This window comes from Prochlorococcus marinus str. MIT 9107, assembly GCF_000759855.1.
Classification (GTDB): Bacteria; Cyanobacteriota; Cyanobacteriia; order PCC-6307; family Cyanobiaceae; genus Prochlorococcus_A; species Prochlorococcus_A marinus_N.
In genome coordinates this window covers 85,791-105,505 of sequence record NZ_JNAI01000007.1, presented here as the reverse complement: position 1 = coordinate 105,505, position 19,715 = coordinate 85,791, and the positions used below count along the sequence as shown (strand labels likewise).

Genomic DNA, 19,715 nt, shown 5'->3' with positions numbered 1-19,715 from the left:
AAATTAAACATTTACTTTCTTCGGTTTAACAAGCTATAAGGAAATTTGCAAATTATTTTTTTAAATACAACTTAATTGACTTGCAATAATTTTTACTTCTTTAAGAGAATTTATTTCATTTTTTGATTTCTCAAAATTCCCAGTATCCACTTTATGTGTTATTACAACAATTTCTGCTTCATCCGTACTCGCATCTAGTTGAACAATTGATTCGATTGATACATTATTATTTCCAAAAATATCTCCAATCTTGCCTATTACACCAGGACTATCAAGACAAATAATTCTAAGGTAATTTTTTTTAGTAATTTGAGACGATTCAACTATATGACAGTTTCTCCAGAAATCAAAAGCTAATAATGGATCGATTGAATTATTATTTTTTACTGAGGAAGCATGAAGATTCAATATGTCTGATACCACTGATGCAGCAGTTGGGCCACTTCCTGCCCCTGGACCATACAACATTATTTCTCCAAGAGGATCTGCCTCTATCAATAAGGCATTGTTAACTCCATCAACTGTTGCCAAAGGATGAGATTTAGGAATCAAAGAAGGTCCCACCCAAATATTTAAAGGAAGAGAATCATTAGTAGTAACTTTTTGTCTTTCGGAAAGCGCTAAAAGTTTTATTTCAAATCCTAATTTATTTGCATATTCGATATCTTTGAGGTTAATTTTACTAATACCTACAGTATTTATTTCATTTCTTTTAATTTTCCCTCCAAATGCGAGTTCACTAAGAATTGAAATCTTGTCAGCAGCATCATGTCCTTCGACATCTGCCGTTGGATCGAATTCTGCATAACCAAGGCTTTGAGCCAATTTTAAGGTCTCCTTATAATCAGCTTTTTCGTTTGTCATCTTTGAAAGGATAAAATTTGTAGTGCCATTTATTATCCCAATCATTTTTTTTATCCTGTTACTTTTTAATGATCTTTTTAAAGGCTCAATTATAGGAATCCCCCCGCAAACTGCCGCCTCTGACAAGACATAAACTCCTTCTCTAGATGCAGTTTCATATATTTCTTCTCCATATCTTGCAATCACGGCTTTATTTGCTGTAACTACAGATTTACCTGATTTTATTGATTTCAGAATTAGATCTCTCGCCAAATCAATTCCTCCCATTACTTCTACAATTACATCTATAGAAGAGTCATTAATTAATTCAAATGGATCTTCAGTTAATAAATTATTATCTAGCTCGATGTCTCTTTTTTTATTAAGATTTTTAACTGCAACTTTTGCAATTTCTATTTCTTTTAAAATAGGATGTGAATCAACATCTGAATTTAATATTTTATAAATCCCTGAGCCCACAGTTCCAAAACCTACAATACCAATTTTGCATTTTCTCATTTTTTATTTCTTTTTACTTTGAATTTAATTTTATATTATTGGGCCTACAAAAATTGATTTGCTTGAGACTGCATTTTCAATAGTATATTTAAAAAACCATTTGAACGTGAAGGAGTTAAGCTTGCTTTCAAACCAGTATCTTCAATAAATTTCTTATTTATTTTAACAACTTCATTTGGCGTTAATTCATTTAATCCAATAATTAGAAATGACAATAAACCCTTTGTTATTAGGGCATCTGAATATCCTTCCCAAAATAATTTACCGCCTTTAATATTTGCTTTAACAAAAACCTCTGAAACGCATCCCTTAACTTTATTTTCTTCGACAAGGAGCTTACTATCTGGTTCTTTCAATTTTTTCCCTAGCCATAAAATGTACTCATATTTTCTTTTTGGATCTTCTGATTTCTTCAACTTTTCGACTAGTTTTGATAAATTATTATATTTTATTTGATTTTCCATTTTTTAAAAAACTATTAATAAATCACTTGTAAACTAATTATTATACAAATATTTCTTTTTCTGTGATAAAACCTGATAAGGGAATATCCCACTCAGCTCTTGTTAATGGAATTGTACTTACACAATTAGAAGTTAAAACTCCAATGCATGGAACATTTCTCCAATTTTTATCTCTTCTTAATATATCAAAATAGCCTCCTCCATAACCTAATCTTATTAGATTTTTATCAATTGAAAGGCAAGGGACAAATATCATACTTATCTTCTTATAACTTAATGAGAAAGAGTTATTTGGACTTAGTATCCCCTCATAGTCTTTTGTAAGAGGTTTTTCAGCCCATGGATAAAACAATAACTCTTTTTTATCTTGGCATCTGGGCAAAGCCAAAGAAAATTTTTCCTTAAGACTTCTTATATCCACTTCGTTTTTTAGAGGCCAATATATTGCTATGTAACCTATATTTTTATATTCCTTGACAAATGAATCAACATATAGTTTTACATTCTTTACTACATTTTCCCTTTGATTAAGGGAGATTTGATCTCTAAGTTTTCTAAAAGTATGCCTTTCTAATTTCTTTTTTTCAAAGGTATTCATAATGAATCTTCAGTTGAAGCCTTCTTCATTAAGTTTTGTCAGTGCTATGGCCAACGCATCTGCCGAATCATCGGGTCTTGGAGGTTTGTTAAGATCTAAATTATACATAACAGCATCAAGAACTTCTTTCTTGGATGCTTTTCCAGAACCTGCAATAGTTAACTTTATCTGAGCAGGAGAATATTCGCTAACTCTAATTTTTTTAGAGGCCAATACCATCATAATCACACCTCTTGCTTGTACCACGCTAATAGTGGTACTTGATCTATAAAAGAAGAATTTCTCTACCGCTGCTACATTTGGATTCCAATGATTTATTAATTCATTAAGATCTGTGAATATCTCATGAAGTCTATCTTCTTCTTTTTTATCTTTACCTGTCTCAATAACACCACAATCTAATAATATCTTTTTCTCATTTTCTATTTCAATAATTCCATAACCAACTCTAGCTAATCCAGGGTCAATACCAATTATTCTCACTGTAATTAAGATTCTGCAGATAATTGAAATTTTGAAAGATTATCTTTTACATCTAAATCAAATACTTTACAAAAAGCTTGAATAACTCTTTCACCTGAATCAACTTGTTCTAGAGGATCTTTTCTAAGTCTATGTCTTAAAGAACAAGAAATAACCCTTGCTATGTCATCTTCTTGTACTTCAGTTCTGCCCTCAAAGGCTGCAATAGCCCTCGCCGATCTATTTGTAACAATATCTCCACGTAAACCATCAACATCAAGTTCTCCGCAGATCGCAGAAATATTTAATCTAAGGTCATCGTCCATTTGAACAGAATTTAAAATTTCCTGAGCTTTAATAACCTTTTGCTGAAGTTCATCTTGTTGATTCTCAACACTTAATGAAAACTCATCAGGATTATCATCAAAAGAAGTCCTTTGATCTACTACCTGTACTCTTAATTCAGCATCTCTAACTGTCTTAACCTCAACACTCATTCCAAACCTGTCTAATAGCTGAGGCCTTAATTCACCTTCTTCTGGATTACCTGAGCCAATAAGGACAAATCTCGCAGGGTGTCGAACTGAAACTCCCTCCCTTTCAACTGTATTCCATCCCGAAGCAGCCGAATCTAAAAGTACATCAACTAAATGATCATCAAGCAGATTCACTTCATCAACATAAAGTAGTCCCCTATTAGCTTTTGCCAATAATCCAGGTTCAAATGCCTTAACACCTTCACTTAACGCCTTCTCTATATCAATGGTTCCACAAAGCCTGTCTTCAGTAGCCCCTAGAGGTAAATCAACCATGGGGACTTGTTTTTGAATACTCTCTAGATTTTCTCCTTGAACAATTTTTTCCAAAACTTCTTTACTCTGCAAATCAGGATCAATTAAAGAACTATTGTATGGATCATCTTTTACAACTTCTATTGCTGGCAACAAATCAGCTAAGGCTCTAATTGTAGTAGACTTTCCAGTCCCTCTATCACCCATTATCATCACTCCTCCAATTCTTGGATCAATAACATTTAATAAGAGAGCTAATTTCATTTCTTCCTGACCAATTACAGCTGTAAAAGGGAAAACTCTTCTTTTCTTTGTTGTAGGCACAGTTTTAGTTCTCTTAAATATTCAAATAATCAATAGATGTTACTTCAGAAAATGTTTTTAGTAAATATCCCTTTCAAATTTAATCTACAGAGAAATAAAATCTAATTTTATTTATAAATCCCTAATTTTTTTTTGAATTATTCAAAAACCAGTTTATTTGATTTACAATTCCTCTTAAAACATTTATTTCGTGCATTGATGTATTTGCCCTTAATATGTAATTCTTAAATTTATTTATTTTTGCCCTTGAGGTATGTTTCAAAAGATATCCTACTCTCAGAAGCATTTCCTCTATCTCCCCAAATGAATCATGTATTTGTTTTGATGATGCAAGATTAAAAACTTCTAATTCTTTATTAAGATTTCTCTTAGAAGACTTATTTAATTCATACAAAACTATTGAAACAGCATGAGAAAGATTTAAAGAAGGATTATTCTGAGAACTAGGTATAGTAAAAATCTTATTTGCCAGGAGTAATTCACTATTAGTTAAACCTCTATCCTCTCTGCCAAATATAATTGCTAAATTTTTTATCTTTTTAAAAGATGTAGTCCAATTAAATATATCTTCAGAAGATTCAAAAATTAAATCTTTTCTTACATCAATCCTTCCAGAAGATGCGATTACCAAATCACAATCAAAAATTGCTTTTTCAAGATTATCAAAAACCTTGCAATGATCAAGAAATTTTTGACCTTTAAGGGCCATTTTTTTTGCTTCTATAGAGAAGATATCGCATTTTGGAGAGACTATTCTTAATTCATGAACTTCAAAGTTGGAACATAATCTAGCAACGCACCCTACATTTAAAGGGCCATTTGGTTCAACTAATATTACCTTTAAATTAGAAAAATTTTTGTCCAAAATAATTAAAGGCTATGAAGAAATTTTAATAAATTGGACATATTTTTTGGATCAATTTCAAAACTTGGCATTGGAGGTGTGAGGCCACCAGTAACTTGTTTTATTATCTCTTTATCATTCAAACGTTGAGTTATTGAGTGTAAGTCTGGACCCACTAACCCTCTTGCTGTAATTCCATGACATCCAACACAATTTATCTTAAAAAGAGCATCTCCTTCATCAGCAGATCCATTAAGCTCAAGAGTTTCAATTATAAATTTGTTATTTTCATGATTATTTAAGAAAAATATTAAAAAACAACCTATCAATAAAACTACAAAAACAATAATAAAATTTTTTAATAATCCTCTATTAAATTCTTTTTCTGCTGCAGATGATGAAGATGTTGACACAAAAAATAGTCTCTATGTAACAATTGTGAATAAGAAATTCAAAAAAGGCAAAAAAATGATCGAGCCTCTTCTATGTGGAATAGTTTTAGGGTTGGTTCCAATAACTCTTCTTGGATTATTCGTAAGTGCTTGGAATCAATACAGAAGAGGTTCAGGAATGTTGGACATTGATTAAAAATGTTAATCTTGACTGTCCATAATTTCTTACATCAATAGTTTCCCATAAAGTACTTTTCTTAATACATATGTTTGGAGAATGTTCACAAATAACTAATGAATCTTTTTTTAAAAAATTACAATTAAATATTTGATTTAAAACTAATTCATGGATATTTACATTATATGGAGGATCTAGATAAACAAAATCAAATTTTAATTTATCTAAATCCATAATTTTAGATGACTCGTTTCTCACATAATTTGGTTTTGTCCAGTTCATAACGTCTTTACAAATAACATCAATATCTTTTTTCCTATTGTCTATATCCTGCATCGAAAGTAAATTTTCTAAGCAAATTTTTGAGTTGTATTTGTTTTTTTCAATTGCAATTATTTTTCTTGCCCCGTGATTATATGCTTCACAAGATATTGCCCCTGTGCCACTAAACAAATCTAACCAGTTACTATTTTCAACTCTATTATTCAATATATTAAATATAGCCTCTCTAACTCTCAAAGTTGTAGGTCTAGTATAAATATTATTTGGACTTTGGAGTCTCTTGCCACCTATTAATCTTAAGTTTGTCTTCATCTCTATTATCAGTTATTGAATATTACTGAGCCATCTTCTCAAAAGTTTTTCTCCAGTTTTACCAGACTTTTCTGGATGAAATTGACAGGCCAATAAATTATCATTTTCAATCATCGCTGTTAATTTTTTAGAACCATAATTAACCTGAGCAGCAATAATATTAAGATCATCAGGTATTGCATGATAGGAATGTACAAAGTAGACCCAATTATTTAATTCTTCTAGATCTAATAGAGTATTGGGTTTTGTAGGTAAAAGCTGACACCAACCCATGTGGGGAATTCTTTGGTCCTTCATATTAGGTATTTTTTGTATTTTTCCCTTTAAAATTCCTATTCCTTGCACTTTTCCTTCATCACTAGATTCAAAAAGGAGTTGAAGGCCTAAACAAATCCCTAAAAAGGACTTGCCACTATTAATCCAGTTTTTTAAATCAGTTATCAAATCTGTATTTATGAGATTAATCATCGCAGGATCAAAAGAACCAACTCCTGGAAGTATTATCGCCTTGCAAGCCTTTGATTGATTAAAGTTTTTAATTAATATTATTTCTTCTCCAAGACTTTCAAGAGATTTTGTTACAGAATGAATGTTACCCATTCCATAGTCTATAAGTCCGATTTTATGCAAAGATCTTTATTTTACAAATGCTTAGTTAAGGTGCTAGAAAGTGTTGCTTTTGGTACTGCTCCAACTACGGTATCAACTTTTTGACCTCCTTTAAAGATCATTAATGTGGGAATACTTCTAATTCCATATTGACTTGCGACATTTGGATTCTCGTCTGTATTTAATTTGAAAACTTTAATTTTCCCTTCAAAGTCTTTAGAGATCTCTTCTACTACTGGTGCAACCATCCTACATGGACCACACCAAGGGGCCCAAAAATCAACCAATACTGGCAGATCGCTTTGCAGCACATCTTTATCAAATGAAGAGTCAGTTACGGCTGGAGCTGATGACATAATTTAAATATTCCTTTTAGAGAATTTAGCAAGCTATTCTTTTAAGTGATGATTTCATTACAGATAAAACAATATAAGTAACAAAACATCTAAAAAAGCCCGATTAATCGGGCGATTTAGTGTGTGAGGAGTATGGGGTTTCCCCCATCATTTAATAATAACTCCTAATCAGAAATTTGTTCAATTTAAATAATTAAAAATTTAGTTTTTAAAAATTTGTTCGATGCAAACTATTTACCCATTCCAAGCTGCTGAGCTTTTTGATAAACCTTTCCCTCTGTTAGCAGAGATGGGGCAATAACTATTTCAACAGCTTGCATTTCTTTGATATTTTTAGCCCCAAGAGTGCTCATTGATGTTCTAATTGCCCCTAACAAATTATGTGTACCATCATCAAGTAAAGCAGGTCCTTTTATTATTCTTTCTAATGATCCTGTAGATCCAACTTCAATTCTTGTACCCCTTGGCAAGAGTGGGCTTGGAGTAGCCATACCCCAGTGAAATCCTTTACCTGGAGCATTTGAGGATTTAGCTATTGGCGATCCAATCATTACAGCATCTGCACCACATGCTAGACATTTACAAATATCTCCCCCCGTCACTATTCCTCCATCACCGATAATAGGGATATAACGGCCACTTTCTTGAAAATAATCATCTCTGGCTGAACTACAATCAGCAATTGCAGTTGCTTGAGGAATTCCAATTCCCAATACACCTCTGGAAGTACATGCTGCTCCGGGTCCAATACCAACCATTAATCCTGCAACTCCAGCTTCCATAAGAAGTTTTGCAACTTCATATGTAACACAATTACCAGCTATGACTGGGGCTTTCATAGATTGACAGAGCAATTTAATATTTAAGGTTTCATTACCTTCTATACCAAGATGCTCAGTTGAAACTACTGTTCCTTGAAGGAAGAATAAATCTATTTTGGAATTATTAAGAATTTCTCTAAATTTAATAGCAGCTTGAGGAGTTCCACTAAACGCAGCAATACCGCCTCTTTCTTTAACTTCATTTATTCTCTGTAAAATCAATTCCTCTTTAACAGGCTCACTGTAAATCTTCTGCATTAATGGAACAAAATCATTTTTCCCGACTGATGCTATTTGATTTAATATTTCATCAGGATTTTCATATCTTGTTTGTATGCCCTCCATATTAATAACCCCTAGCGCACCTAATTTGGTAAGTTCTACAGCAGTATTAACATCCACAACGCTGTCCATAGCACTAGCAATAATTGGGACTTCTCTCCTTAAGTCACCTATTAACCATGAAGCATCTGTCAAATCGTAATCAAGTGTTCTTTTGCCAGGAACTAAAGCTATTTCATCAATGCCATAAGCCCTCCTAACTTTTTTGTTCAAGCCAATTTCAATATTCACGGAATTTTTACTTATTTTGAATAAATTAACAACTAAAGGGGTAATAAGCCAAGGATTATTCAAAAACAAAAGTTTTTTTTTAAATTTGTGATTAAATGTCAGTATTTGTGGATTAAATATATCTTTTTTTTTTTTCATTATGACAATCAACGACTATTATTAAATAAAGGTTTTTTGTATGTCTGATATTTTAGATTCCGGTAATTCTGGATTTAGCGAAGATAAAGACCGAATTATTCAGACCGACTTAAGAAATGAGATGTCTCGCTCTTATCTCGAGTATGCAATGAGCGTTATAGTCGGTCGTGCGCTGCCAGATGCACGGGATGGCTTAAAGCCTGTTCATAGAAGAATTCTTTATGCAATGTATGAACTTGGCTTAACTAGCGGTAGACCTTACAGAAAATGTGCAAGGGTGGTTGGAGAAGTTCTTGGAAAATACCACCCTCATGGTGATACTGCTGTCTATGATGCTTTGGTGAGAATGGCTCAGGATTTTTCTATGAGAATGCCACTTATAGATGGTCATGGGAACTTTGGTTCTGTAGATAACGACCCTCCCGCAGCAATGAGATATACAGAATCTCGTCTGCAGTCTCTTACAGATGAGAGTTTACTAGAGGATATTGAATCTGAAACTGTAGATTTCTCTGACAACTTTGACGGTTCTCAACAAGAGCCAACAGTTTTACCAGCAAGAATTCCTCAACTACTTTTAAATGGATCATCTGGAATAGCGGTAGGAATGGCAACTAATATTCCACCCCATAACTTGGGAGAATTAATCATTGGTCTCAAATCAATAATCAAAGATCCTTCGTTTGAAGATAGAGATCTTTTCGAACTAATCAAAGGTCCCGATTTTCCCACTGGTGGTCAAATCCTTGGAAGAGATGGAATCAGAGAAACTTTCAAAACAGGGAGAGGGTCAATAACAATGAGAGGTGTAGCAAATATTGAGCAAATTAAATCAACTGGCAGAGTGGAAAAAGATGCCGTAATAATTACAGAACTCCCTTTTCAAACCAATAAAGCAGCCTTGATAGAGAGAATTGCAGACTTGGTTAATGAGAAAAAATTAGAGGGTATTTCTGATATTAGAGATGAAAGTGATAGAGATGGTATGAGAATTGTTATTGAGCTAAAAAGAGAGGCCTATCCACAAGTAGTTTTAAATAACTTATTTAAGTTAACCCCTCTTCAAAACAACTTTAGTGCGAATATTTTGGCTTTAGTTAAAGGAGAACCCACAACTCTTTCACTTCGAAAAATGTTGGATGTATTTCTAGAATTTAGGGTAGAGACAATTAGACGAAGAACTGGATTTTTATTAAAAAAGGCAGAAGAAAGAGATCATATTGTAAAGGGACTTTTATTAGCATTAGATGTTATGGATGAAATTATCAATCTAATAAGATCAGCTAAAGATACAATTTCAGCTCGAGAAAAATTACAAACTGATCATGAGTTATCTTCTACGCAGGCAGAAGCAATTTTACAAATGCAGTTAAGAAGATTAACCGCCCTGGAGGCAGATAAAATTAAAGCAGAGCATGATGAATTAACTCAAAAAATCAACCGATATAAGGAAATATTGAATAGTAAGGAAAGAATATTTGAAATTGTTCTTGAAGAACTCAATAAAATCGATGAAAAATTTTCTTCCCCAAGAAAAACAGAAATACTAGACTTAGGTGGTGGTCTAGATGATATCGATCTTATAGCAAATGACAGATCAGTAGTTTTATTAACTGAAGCAGGTTATTTAAAAAGGATGCCTGTCAATGAATTTGAATCTACCAGTCGCGGGTCAAGGGGTAAAGCTGGCACAAAGACCCAAGGAGATGATGAGGTCAAATTATTTATAAGCTGTAACGATCATGATACTCTTTTGCTTTTCAGTGATAGAGGTGTCGCTTATGCTCTCCCAGCATATAGAGTTCCTATGAGTAGCAGAACCGCAAAAGGGACTCCATCAGTTCAACTTCTCCCAATACCAAGGGAAGAAAAAATAACTTCACTAGTTGCAGTGGATTCTTTTGACAACGATTGTTACTTATTAATGCTAACCAGGGCTGGATTTATAAAAAGAACTTCACTTTCTGCTTTCTCAAAAATTCGCTCAAATGGATTAATAGCAATTAATCTTGAGAATGGAGACGCCTTAACATGGGTCAGATTATCAAAAGAAGGGGATAGTGTTTTAATTGGATCAAGAACAGGAATGGCTATTCATTTCAGACTAGATATTAACGAATTAAGGCCACTTGGTAGGACGGCAAGGGGGGTTAAATCTATGAACCTGAGAGCAGGAGATAATCTAGTATCTATGGATGTTTTAACATCTGATTTAGTTGATGAATTGGCTAAAAATGAAGATCTTACTGAAGAAATTGATGAAAATCTTGAAGACAACTCTTCAGAAGGTCCTTGGGTACTAATCGCCAGTGGATTTGGACTAGGAAAGAGAGTACCCGTAACTCAGTTTAGATTACAAAAGAGAGCAGGGATGGGTTTAAGAGCAATAAAATTCAGAATTAAAGATGATGTATTAGTTTGTTTGAAGGTCCTTGGAGAAGGAGAAGAGTTACTTTTTGTGACCGAAAAAGGTGTAATAGTTAGAACAAACGCAGATAAAATTTCTCAGCAATCTAGAGCCGCAACTGGAGTAAAATTACAAAGACTGGACGAGGGCGATCATTTATCAGAAGTGGTATTAGTTCCTCGAGAACAAATAGAGGAAATAGACCAAATAAGCTTAGAGAAAGAAAAGTAAATTAATTGTTAATTAGATTATATGGAAATACTTGATATTTTAATTTTAGGTTCTGGTCCTGCAGCATTATGTTTAGCTTCTGAATTAGCCAAGCAGGATCTAAATATAAAGGGAATATCCACAAAATCTCCCAATGAAAAATGGGAGAATACATATGGTATATGGGCATCTGAATTAGAGGAATTAGGATTAGAGTCTTTGTTATCTCATCGATGGTGTAAAACAGTTAGTTTTTTTGGAAATGGGGAAAATAAAAATGGAGATATTCCGACAAAGCATAACTACGATTATGGTTTAATAAATCAAGAAGCCTTTCAAAATGAACTTTTAAAAAAATGTAAAGGAATTGAATGGTTGAATGAAACAGCAAAAGAAATTATAGAGAAAAACAAAATTTCTGAGGTAATTTGTTTTTCAGGCCTAAGAATAAATGCAAGGTTAGTAATTGACGCAAGTGGTCATAAAAGTAATTTTGTAAAAAGACCCATTCAAAAGGAAATCGCACAACAAGCTGCGTATGGAATTGTAGGTAAATTTTCATCCCCACCTGTTAATAAGGAAGAGTTTGTTTTAATGGATTTTCGTCCAAATCATTTAAACTATCAAGAAAAGTTATCATCTCCTTCCTTTCTTTATGCGATGGATCTAGGGAATGAAACTTTTTTTGTTGAAGAAACATCATTAGCTAGTTATCCGGCATTATCTCAAGAAAATCTTAAAAAAAGACTTTTTAAAAGACTGGATAGTAAGGGTATTAAGGTAAGTGAAATCTTTCATGAAGAGAATTGCCTTTTCCCAATGAATTTACCCCTTCCATTAAAAAAACAATTTGTACTTGGTTTTGGAGGGGCCGCAAGTATGGTACATCCTGCCTCAGGATACATGATTGGATCTTTGCTAAGAAGGTCTCCACTACTTGCGGAAAAATTAGCAATCTTTTTAAAAGAGCCCCAGCTAAGTTCTCTAGAGCTAGCCACAAAGGGTTGGAACATTCTATGGCCCTACGAGTTAACACAAAGGCATAAACTTTACCAATATGGTCTAAGAAGATTAATGAGTTTTGACGAAAGTAGACTAAGAAGCTTTTTCTCAAATTTCTTTAGACTATCGACCAAAGAATGGGTAGGTTTTCTTACGAATACACTTCCACTTCCAAAACTAATTTACGTCATGAGTAAGATGTTTATAAATTCACCTCTAAAAGTAAAACTAGGAATGCTTAAGTTAAATTAGTATTTTTATTTTCGCCAATCATCAATATTTATATCTGGAAAAACTTTATCTTCTTCCTCAATTTCTTCAAGAAATTGCAAATTAATATTGGAATAATCTTTAATCATATCAACTAGTTTCCAGAACCTGAACAAGTGTCTTTCTATCCTTTCTTTTGCAAGCTGGGTTGCAGTTCCAGCTCTTAGGATAAAACTCCAATCAGAGGATTCAGAGAGAAGTAATTCTCTTGCTGCTTGATTGAACAATCTTGGAGATAAGTCATTTTTAAAATTTTTCGAGCATAAATCAATAAAAGTTGAGCCTGCTTTTGTAATTTCTGGAACGATCCACGCATTTGCATCATTAATCCAGTAATTGTGGAAACCACCTTGCCCCCAGCTTGATGGCGATGGATCACAAATCTGAAGATTTGGCTTTTGAAGTAAGAATTCTCTTAGATTTGTAAGCCTAATTGAATATTTACTAGAATTCTTGAGAATAATTTCAATAAAAGAAGGTCCCTCATACCACCAATGACCAAACAACTCTGCATCAAATGGTGCTACCAATAATGGATTGAAGGAAGAAGATAAAGATATTTTTTCTAACTGCTTGGATCTCTCAATAAGATAAGCTTCAGCATGTTCTGCAGCCTTCTTTTGAGCTTCATTTTCTAAATAAAACTCCTTTTCCCCTAATGGTGTGTTTTCATCTGTAATCTTATGAAACTTTAAACCCAAAGGTCTTTTAGTTGAAATACCTTTCTTTTGGAGCTCATAAATAGGTAATTCCCACCCCAAATCTTTATGAAATTCCCTATAAACTTTGTCGCCAGGGAATCCATCTTTAGCAGACCAAACGGGCAAGGTTGACTCACTATCTCTTCCGAAGAATGCAACACCTTTTTTAGAACAGATTGGTGCATAAACTCCATACCTTGGCCTTGGAGTAGCATTTAGAATCCCATGACCGTCTAAAATTGCATATCTAATTCCAGAATTAAATAATATTTCATCTAAATTTTCATAATATGCACATTCAGGCAACCAAATACCTAAGGGCCTAGTTCCAAAAATTATTTCATGGCTTTTAATGGCTGTATTAATTTGTCCTTTAACAGTTCCAGGATTCTCTCTTAGGATTGGTAAATATCCATGTGTGGCCGCACAAGTAAGAATATCTAAATTTCCAGCTTTATTTAAAACTTTGAATTTCTCAATTAAATTTCCAGAACATTCTTGCCAATATAAGTATTTTTCATTGAGGTTCTTAATTAAAAATGCAGAAGCATTTTTTGCTTTTTGTGGTAGATCGCTTAAGAAATCATTCCTTGTTTTAATCCAACCTGGAAAGGTTTCTTGAATTTGTTTATTATCTAGAAGAGATAATAATGTTGGAGACAAACTAATAGTAAGTTTTGTGTTAAGAGGATTTTCTTTTTTGGAAGATTCTATTGTTTGAAGGAGGGGTATATAGCATTCCAAAATCGCCTGAAATAACCAATCCTCTTCTAAAGAGTTTTTTTCATTTTTCCTAACATAAGGAAGATGAGCATGTAAAACTATCGCTAATTGGCCTAAAACATTTTTTTTTGGGTATTGCCCATTCATATTTGTTAAAATTTACGCCTGAAATTCTATAAAGAATCAAAATTAACCTTTAAATAAAAAGTAGACTTTAATCATTAAACAATACTTTAATAAATAAAGCATTTTATTTTTTTTCTAAAAATTTTAACCAAAATTGTTAAGCAATAATCCCAAAGCAATTTTTATTGAACAAAAATCTAGTCAATTTTTTTTAATTAGCTTAGTATAAGTGTAAGTGATTTCTAATAATGTCCAAGGATCCTGGAAGAATTTTGATCTTTGATACAACTCTGCGAGATGGAGAGCAATCTCCTGGTGCTAGTTTAAATCTTGAAGAAAAACTTGCCATCGCTCATCAATTAGCAAGATTAGGGGTAGATGTAATTGAGGCTGGATTCCCTTTTGCAAGTCCAGGAGATTTTAAAGCTGTTAATAAAATTGCCAATTCTGTAGGAAAAGAAAACGGCCCAATAATATGCGGTTTAGCTAGAGCTTCCAAAGGTGATATAAAAGCGTGCTATGAAGCGGTAAGTGCAGCTCCCAAGAAAAGAATACACACTTTCATTGCAACAAGTGATATTCACCTAAAACATAAACTTAAAAAATCCAGAAAAGATGTTCTACAAATAGTTCCAGAAATGGTTAATTATGCTAAATCATTGGTAGATGATATTGAGTTCTCTTGTGAAGATGCCTCAAGAAGTGATCCTGATTTTTTATACGAAGTAATTCAACTAGCAATTTCTGCAGGAGCGACAACAATAAATATCCCTGATACTGTTGGATTTACAACACCTAGTGAATTTGGCAAATTAATTGCCGATATTAATAAAAATGTCCCAAATGTTGATGAGGCAGTAATCTCCGTTCATGGTCACAATGATTTAGGTTTAGCAGTTGCCAATTTTCTTGAGGCGGTAAAGAATGGGGCAAGACAACTAGAATGTACGATTAATGGAATTGGTGAAAGAGCAGGGAATGCCTCTCTAGAAGAATTAGTAATGGCATTGCATGTTAGGAAAAGTTTTTTTAATAGTTTTTTCAAAAGAAATCCAGATTCACCAACTCCTCTTACAGCTATAAGAACAGAAGAAATAACAAAAACTTCTAGGCTTGTTTCCAACCTAACTGGAATGACTGTCCAACCTAATAAAGCAATTGTGGGTGCTAACGCATTTGCACATGAATCAGGCATTCATCAGGATGGAGTTTTAAAAAATAGGCTCACTTACGAAATTATCGATGCAAAAACTGTTGGATTGAGTGAAAACAAAATATCTTTAGGTAAACTTAGTGGAAGAAGTGCAGTAAGAGCAAGATTAGAAGAGATGGGATACGACTTGAGCAGGGAAGACTTAAATGATGCTTTTGCTCGTTTTAAGGATTTAGCTGATAGGAAAAGAGAAATTACTGATAGAGACTTAGAAGCAATTGTAAGCGAACAAGTACAGCTTCCAGAAGCTAAATTTCAATTAAGTCTTGTACAAGTAAGTTGCGGTAACGCTTCTAAACCTACTGCCACCATTACGCTTATAAACACGGAAGATAATACCGAGGATAGTGCAGTAGCAATAGGGACTGGACCTGTTGATGCTGTGTGCGAGGCATTAAATAAATTAGCTAAAATTCCTAATGAACTAATTGAATTTTCTGTAAAATCAGTTACAGAGGGTATTGATGCTTTGGGAGAAGTAACAATAAGAATAAGAAGGGATAAAAAGATATATTCTGGTCATTCTGCTGACACGGATGTTGTAGTTGCTGCTGCGAATGCTTACCTTAATGCTTTAAATAGGCTTGTTTTTTCTGAGAAAAAAAGTTCAATTCACCCACAGTTTGATAATTTAGAAAATTCTGAGAAAACATTTTTATCTAATCCTGGAAATTAAATTATTTATTAGGATTATTAAGTAACATTCAAAATAGTCTCTTAATACTGTAAATTGAATTAATAGTTAAAGCAGTAAATAATGAGAGAAAGATTACTAGGATATTGGGCACTTTCATGGGTTGGGTTAATCAGCAATATAATCGCACTTCCTATAATCGCGTTAATAATAAGTTTTGGACCTCCACTAAAAGTTGCAAATATAACTCTTGCTATAAGCCTTGGTTGGCCTGCTGCAATAGTTGGAATAGTTTCTTCAGCAGCTCTCCTAGCAGAAAGAAAATGGGGAGTAACTTTAACTTTAGTATCCCTATCAATGGTAATTTCTGGTATGGGTCCTTATTCAATAGTAAGACTTATTACTCTTCAAGACATTTTGGGAATTGGTGGAATTACTCTTTTAACAACATTTTTAAGTATGTTAGCTCTTCTGTATTGGTGCAATCCCAAACATCGTAGAACTATAAGGCTTTAAATTATTTAAAAGAAAATTAAGAAAAAGTATTATTCTTGCTTGTTGGATACTGAATTCTTCTATGCCTAATTCTTTTCCATACACTCAAGAATGCCCTTTTAATTAAAAAAATCTCTCCCTTCGATAAATTACTATCATTTAATTGGCCATCTTTTTGACGTGAGTAGATGATATTAGATATTGTTTCCAAAGCTTCATTATCAGATGCGTTAATATTCATAGCTCTAAGTGCTGCTTCACATCCATCAGCAAGCATTAAAATAGCTGTTTCTTTTGACTGAGGGATAGGTCCATTGTATCTAAAATCATTTTCATTAATCTTTATATTTTTTTCTTTAGCCTTGTGAAGAAAATATCCCATTTTTAGAGTGCCTTGATGTTCTGGTATAAAATTTGCTATCAATTTAGGTAGTCTATTTTTTCTTGCATATTTTAATCCTTCATCAACATGTGCCTGTAAAACCTTTGCACTTCTAATAGGATCATCTATTTCGTCATGTGGATTTTTTGAACCATCCTGATTTTCAATAAACCAATTAGGGGCATGTAATTTACCCACATCATGATATAACCCTCCAGTTTTAATTAGATCAATATCACCACCAATCATTCTTGTTGCTTCTTCTGCTAAACCACATATTAATAAGGTATGTTCAAAAGTACCTGGAGCTTCAAGAGACAATCTTCTAATGAGAGGTTTCTCTTTATCAGCCAATTCAAGTAATCTTGCTTTAGTTAATAGTCCAAATATCGATTCAAAAATAGGAATAAATAAAATGGTAAAAAGCATTACTATTGCCAATAATAAGGAATCTGAAAATATTCTGTCGTTAGCAAAAACCAATTCTTGCTTATCAATTAGAGATATTTTATCTTTACCTATCAATATCCATTGACTTAACAATGCTCCAATGGGGACAAAGATTGATAGTTGAAGTAACTGAGCTCTACTTCTTATTCTTCCTCCAAGTATAGATACTACTAAAGCGCAAACTAATGCAATAAAAAATAAATTATTATTGATAGTAATTGATGGATCAGGCCAACGAAGGCTTGCTATTGATACCCAAGCTAAAGCGGTTATACTTCCCATCCCTTGAGATATTATTAAAGCAGGAGGGATGATAATTGATAATGGACTTATTGTTGAAGCTAAGGCTAATTTCAAAGCCTGTGCTGCAAAAAGAAGAGTTATGATTAATATAATATGTCTTGAAGAGATTATAGGATTCTCTTTTTTTGAAACTAATATCAAAATACCGCAACTAATAAGTGCCTCAGTAAAGTTCAAAAGCCAAGAAAAAATATCTGAGATATTTAAAGGCGAAATAAGAAGTTCTTGATAAGAAGAAATTATTGAAATTAAAATGCATATTAGAAAAATTATGAGATTATCAATTTTTGAAATTCTAATTGGTCTTTTAAATGGAACTTGACTTCTCCTCCACAGATAAAACAATTTTTTTAAAGTAGTTGTAATGTTTTGCACAGAATATAATTAAATCTATTTGATTAATTTAAAATTATAGGCATGCTAGGTGTAAAAAGGAGATGTTTTTCTAAATGTCATTAAAATTAGATGGTAAAAAATTATCTCTTAAGATTGAGCATAGATTAAATAATTATATTTCTAGTAATAAAAAAATTGCAAAAAGAGCTCCTGGTTTGGCTTTAATAAGAATAGGCGAAGATCCCGCTAGTGGTGTTTATGTTAATAATAAAGAAAAAGCATGTTTAAGGGTTGGGATAAAGAGCTTTATCTTTCATCTAAGAGATAATGTAGAACAAAAAGAAGTTGAACAATTAATAAACAAACTAAACTTTAACAAAGATATCGATGGAATATTGCTACAACTTCCCATCCCGAAAAAGTTTGATGAGCAAAGACTGATAAGTAGTATCAATCCAAGCAAAGATGTAGATGGATTAAATGAGATAAACATCGGCAAATTAGTGAAAAATGAGTCTGCCATGAGATCATGTACACCTTCAGGAATCATTAATTTATTAAAATCCCAAAATATTACAATTGCAGGCAAGAAAATTGTTGTTATAGGAAGAAGTTTACTAGTTGGGAAACCCTTATCGCTTATGTTGTTAAACCTTAATGGGACGGTAACAATGACTCATTCGAAAACATTAAATTTAAATAAAGTCTGTAGGGAAGCTGACATCCTAATTGCTGCTGCAGGGAAACCTAATCTTGTAGATTCGAGTTTTGTAAAAGATGGTGCAGTTATTATTGATGTCGGAATACATAGATTAAAAAGTTCTGAAATAAATAAAACCAGATTATGTGGCGATGTATTATTAGAAGATGTAATTCCTAAAGTATTTGCTTACACACCTGTTCCAGGAGGTGTTGGACCAATGACCGTAACAATGTTACTTGTAAATACTATTTTTAGCTGGCAAAAACAATTTGGATTATCATCAACCCTAAATGACCTTTTGCCATAAATCTAAGATGAAAAAAATTATTTTTAAAGGTATAAAATGACTGAAGTTATAAATCACATTTCAGATTTTGAAAAATATCTTAAAAACGCAAAAAAAGTTGTAGAAGAAGCACTTGATTTCTCCCTAGGCCCCGAAAATCCAGAAATACTTAGAGAGTCTATGAGATATTCTCTTTTAGCTGGAGGGAAAAGGATACGTCCAATTTTATGTTTAGCCTCTTGTTCAATGGCAGGAGGAGAACCTTCTCTAGCGGTTCCTACGGCGGTAGCGATAGAAATGATTCATACAATGTCCTTGATTCATGATGATTTGCCCTCTATGGACAATGATGACTTAAGGAGAGGTAGGCCAACAAACCATAAAGTTTATGGTGATGCAATTGCTATTCTCGCAGGCGATGCTTTATTAACTAGAGCCTTTGAAATGGTCTCTTTAAGAAGTCCCGGAGTTGATCCAACTAGATTATTAAATGTAATCGGTGAACTTTCCTTGGTCGCGGGAGCGCCAGGTTTAGTGGGAGGACAAGTTGTTGATTTAGAATGCGAAGGTAAAGAAGTTGATCTTGAAACCTTAGAGTATATTCATCTTCACAAGACTGGAGCTTTATTAAAAGCTTGCGTAAGAACAGGCGCTATGATAGCAGGGGCTAACAAAAAACTATTACAAGCTCTGACAACATATGCAGAGGGGATAGGATTAGCCTTCCAAATTATAGATGATATCCTTGATTTAACTTCAAGCAGTGAAAAGCTTGGTAAAACTGCCGGTAAAGATCTTTTGGCTGACAAAACTACATACCCGAAATTACTTGGAATGGAGGAGTCAAAGAAAAGAGCATTTGATTTAGTTGAAAAAGCAAAAAAGGCAATTGAACCTTGGGGTTCAGATGCAAAGTATTTAATATGCTTAGCTGACTTTATTACAAATAGAGACCGATAAATAGTTTT

General features: G+C 33.0%; 20 protein-coding genes. 7 read left to right on the top strand and 13 right to left on the bottom strand.

What is annotated here, in order from left to right:
* Window positions 1-60: 60 nt before the first annotated feature.
* From EU92_RS04185 to EU92_RS04210, 7 genes are all read right to left on the bottom strand, one after another.
* Window positions 61-1,362: a homoserine dehydrogenase gene (locus EU92_RS04185; protein ID WP_032514172.1), complete on the bottom strand. Its 1,302-nt coding sequence runs from the start codon at window positions 1,360-1,362 to the stop codon at window positions 61-63.
* A gap of 44 nt (window positions 1,363-1,406) precedes the next feature.
* Window positions 1,407-1,826: a SufE family protein gene (locus tag EU92_RS0109010; protein WP_032514173.1), complete on the bottom strand. Its 420-nt coding sequence runs from the start codon at window positions 1,824-1,826 to the stop codon at window positions 1,407-1,409.
* A 40-nt stretch (window positions 1,827-1,866) separates the two neighbouring features.
* The gene (locus EU92_RS04190; protein WP_032514174.1) at window positions 1,867-2,424 is read right to left on the bottom strand and encodes a 5-formyltetrahydrofolate cyclo-ligase; all 558 of its coding nucleotides are present in this window, start codon (window positions 2,422-2,424) and stop codon (window positions 1,867-1,869) included.
* A 9-nt stretch (window positions 2,425-2,433) separates the two neighbouring features.
* The gene (ruvC, locus tag EU92_RS04195; RefSeq protein ID WP_032514175.1) at window positions 2,434-2,907 is read right to left on the bottom strand and encodes a crossover junction endodeoxyribonuclease RuvC; all 474 of its coding nucleotides are present in this window, start codon (window positions 2,905-2,907) and stop codon (window positions 2,434-2,436) included.
* A gap of 5 nt (window positions 2,908-2,912) precedes the next feature.
* Window positions 2,913-4,001, bottom strand: coding sequence for a magnesium chelatase ATPase subunit I (gene bchI / locus EU92_RS04200; protein WP_032514176.1), 1,089 nt, complete (start codon window positions 3,999-4,001; stop codon window positions 2,913-2,915).
* Window positions 4,002-4,122: 121 nt separating this feature from the next.
* Window positions 4,123-4,872: an RNA methyltransferase gene (locus tag EU92_RS04205; RefSeq protein ID WP_032514177.1), complete on the bottom strand. Its 750-nt coding sequence runs from the start codon at window positions 4,870-4,872 to the stop codon at window positions 4,123-4,125.
* Entirely contained in the window at window positions 4,872-5,258 is a 387-nt protein-coding gene (locus EU92_RS04210) for a c-type cytochrome (RefSeq protein WP_032514178.1), read from the bottom strand. The genes EU92_RS04205 and EU92_RS04210 overlap by 1 nt, the downstream gene beginning before the upstream one ends.
* Before the next feature lie 55 nt (window positions 5,259-5,313).
* Between EU92_RS04210 and petG the strand changes: the two genes are divergently transcribed.
* Window positions 5,314-5,433, top strand: coding sequence for a cytochrome b6-f complex subunit V (petG, locus tag EU92_RS04215; RefSeq protein WP_011376619.1), 120 nt, complete (start codon window positions 5,314-5,316; stop codon window positions 5,431-5,433).
* On the opposite strand, the gene rsmD is transcribed toward petG, so the two are convergent.
* The 4 genes from rsmD to EU92_RS04235 all read right to left on the bottom strand — a co-directional run bounded on the left by rsmD (window position 5,410) and on the right by EU92_RS04235 (window position 8,368).
* Window positions 5,410-6,009 carry a 16S rRNA (guanine(966)-N(2))-methyltransferase RsmD gene (gene rsmD / locus EU92_RS04220; RefSeq protein ID WP_032514179.1) on the bottom strand — a complete coding sequence of 200 codons (600 nt, stop codon included), beginning with the start codon at window positions 6,007-6,009 and terminating at the stop codon, window positions 5,410-5,412. The genes petG and rsmD overlap by 24 nt on opposite strands.
* A gap of 12 nt (window positions 6,010-6,021) precedes the next feature.
* Window positions 6,022-6,639, bottom strand: a complete 618-nt coding sequence (hisH, locus tag EU92_RS04225; RefSeq protein ID WP_032514180.1) for an imidazole glycerol phosphate synthase subunit HisH — start codon at window positions 6,637-6,639, stop codon at window positions 6,022-6,024.
* 11 nt (window positions 6,640-6,650) lie between these two features.
* On the bottom strand, window positions 6,651-6,974 hold the full coding sequence (gene trxA / locus EU92_RS04230; RefSeq protein ID WP_011376622.1) for a thioredoxin: 324 nt from the start codon (window positions 6,972-6,974) through the stop codon (window positions 6,651-6,653).
* Between the two features lie 230 nt (window positions 6,975-7,204).
* A complete protein-coding gene (locus tag EU92_RS04235; protein ID WP_032523568.1) occupies window positions 7,205-8,368 on the bottom strand; it encodes a GuaB3 family IMP dehydrogenase-related protein in 1,164 nt (387 codons plus the stop codon).
* A 178-nt stretch (window positions 8,369-8,546) separates the two neighbouring features.
* Between EU92_RS04235 and gyrA the strand changes: the two genes are divergently transcribed.
* Window positions 8,547-11,144, top strand: coding sequence for a DNA gyrase subunit A (gene gyrA / locus EU92_RS04240; RefSeq protein WP_032514181.1), 2,598 nt, complete (start codon window positions 8,547-8,549; stop codon window positions 11,142-11,144).
* A gap of 21 nt (window positions 11,145-11,165) precedes the next feature.
* A complete protein-coding gene (gene crtL / locus EU92_RS04245) occupies window positions 11,166-12,377 on the top strand; it encodes a lycopene beta cyclase (protein ID WP_032514182.1) in 1,212 nt (403 codons plus the stop codon).
* A 5-nt stretch (window positions 12,378-12,382) separates the two neighbouring features.
* Here the strand turns inward: crtL and EU92_RS04250 are convergent, their stop codons facing one another.
* Window positions 12,383-13,966 carry a glycoside hydrolase family 57 protein gene (locus EU92_RS04250; RefSeq protein ID WP_032514183.1) on the bottom strand — a complete coding sequence of 528 codons (1,584 nt, stop codon included), beginning with the start codon at window positions 13,964-13,966 and terminating at the stop codon, window positions 12,383-12,385.
* Window positions 13,967-14,193: 227 nt separating this feature from the next.
* Here EU92_RS04250 and EU92_RS04255 point away from each other — a divergent pair, with 227 nt between their 5' ends.
* Window positions 14,194-15,834 carry a 2-isopropylmalate synthase gene (locus EU92_RS04255; RefSeq protein WP_032514184.1) on the top strand — a complete coding sequence of 547 codons (1,641 nt, stop codon included), beginning with the start codon at window positions 14,194-14,196 and terminating at the stop codon, window positions 15,832-15,834.
* Between the two features lie 81 nt (window positions 15,835-15,915).
* Entirely contained in the window at window positions 15,916-16,308 is a 393-nt protein-coding gene (locus EU92_RS04260) for a hypothetical protein (protein WP_032514185.1), read from the top strand.
* 16 nt (window positions 16,309-16,324) lie between these two features.
* Here the strand turns inward: EU92_RS04260 and EU92_RS04265 are convergent, their stop codons facing one another.
* Complete coding sequence (locus EU92_RS04265) at window positions 16,325-17,797, bottom strand: HDIG domain-containing metalloprotein (protein WP_032514186.1); 1,473 nt, start codon at window positions 17,795-17,797, stop codon at window positions 16,325-16,327.
* Between the two features lie 74 nt (window positions 17,798-17,871).
* Between EU92_RS04265 and folD the strand changes: the two genes are divergently transcribed.
* Window positions 17,872-18,768: a bifunctional methylenetetrahydrofolate dehydrogenase/methenyltetrahydrofolate cyclohydrolase FolD gene (gene folD / locus EU92_RS04270; RefSeq protein ID WP_032523562.1), complete on the top strand. Its 897-nt coding sequence runs from the start codon at window positions 17,872-17,874 to the stop codon at window positions 18,766-18,768.
* 36 nt (window positions 18,769-18,804) lie between these two features.
* Window positions 18,805-19,707, top strand: a complete 903-nt coding sequence (crtE, locus tag EU92_RS04275; protein ID WP_032514188.1) for a geranylgeranyl diphosphate synthase CrtE — start codon at window positions 18,805-18,807, stop codon at window positions 19,705-19,707.
* Window positions 19,708-19,715 lie beyond the last annotated feature (8 nt).

What these genes read in the sequence shown, in the direction of transcription:
- crtL (WP_032514182.1), top strand. Translation starts at nt 11,166, where the DNA reads ATGGAAATACTTGATATTTTAATTTTAGGTTCTGGTCCTGCAGCATTA.
- rsmD (WP_032514179.1), bottom strand. Translation starts at nt 6,009, where the DNA reads ATGAAGACAAACTTAAGATTAATAGGTGGCAAGAGACTCCAAAGTCCA.
- folD (WP_032523562.1), top strand. Translation starts at nt 17,872, where the DNA reads ATGTCATTAAAATTAGATGGTAAAAAATTATCTCTTAAGATTGAGCAT.
- EU92_RS04260 (WP_032514185.1), top strand. Translation starts at nt 15,916, where the DNA reads ATGAGAGAAAGATTACTAGGATATTGGGCACTTTCATGGGTTGGGTTA.
- EU92_RS04190 (WP_032514174.1), bottom strand. Translation starts at nt 2,424, where the DNA reads ATGAATACCTTTGAAAAAAAGAAATTAGAAAGGCATACTTTTAGAAAA.
- EU92_RS04250 (WP_032514183.1), bottom strand. Translation starts at nt 13,966, where the DNA reads ATGAATGGGCAATACCCAAAAAAAAATGTTTTAGGCCAATTAGCGATA.
- EU92_RS0109010 (WP_032514173.1), bottom strand. Translation starts at nt 1,826, where the DNA reads ATGGAAAATCAAATAAAATATAATAATTTATCAAAACTAGTCGAAAAG.
- crtE (WP_032514188.1), top strand. Translation starts at nt 18,805, where the DNA reads ATGACTGAAGTTATAAATCACATTTCAGATTTTGAAAAATATCTTAAA.
- trxA (WP_011376622.1), bottom strand. Translation starts at nt 6,974, where the DNA reads ATGTCATCAGCTCCAGCCGTAACTGACTCTTCATTTGATAAAGATGTG.
- gyrA (WP_032514181.1), top strand. Translation starts at nt 8,547, where the DNA reads ATGTCTGATATTTTAGATTCCGGTAATTCTGGATTTAGCGAAGATAAA.
- petG (WP_011376619.1), top strand. Translation starts at nt 5,314, where the DNA reads ATGATCGAGCCTCTTCTATGTGGAATAGTTTTAGGGTTGGTTCCAATA.
- EU92_RS04185 (WP_032514172.1), bottom strand. Translation starts at nt 1,362, where the DNA reads ATGAGAAAATGCAAAATTGGTATTGTAGGTTTTGGAACTGTGGGCTCA.
- EU92_RS04255 (WP_032514184.1), top strand. Translation starts at nt 14,194, where the DNA reads ATGTCCAAGGATCCTGGAAGAATTTTGATCTTTGATACAACTCTGCGA.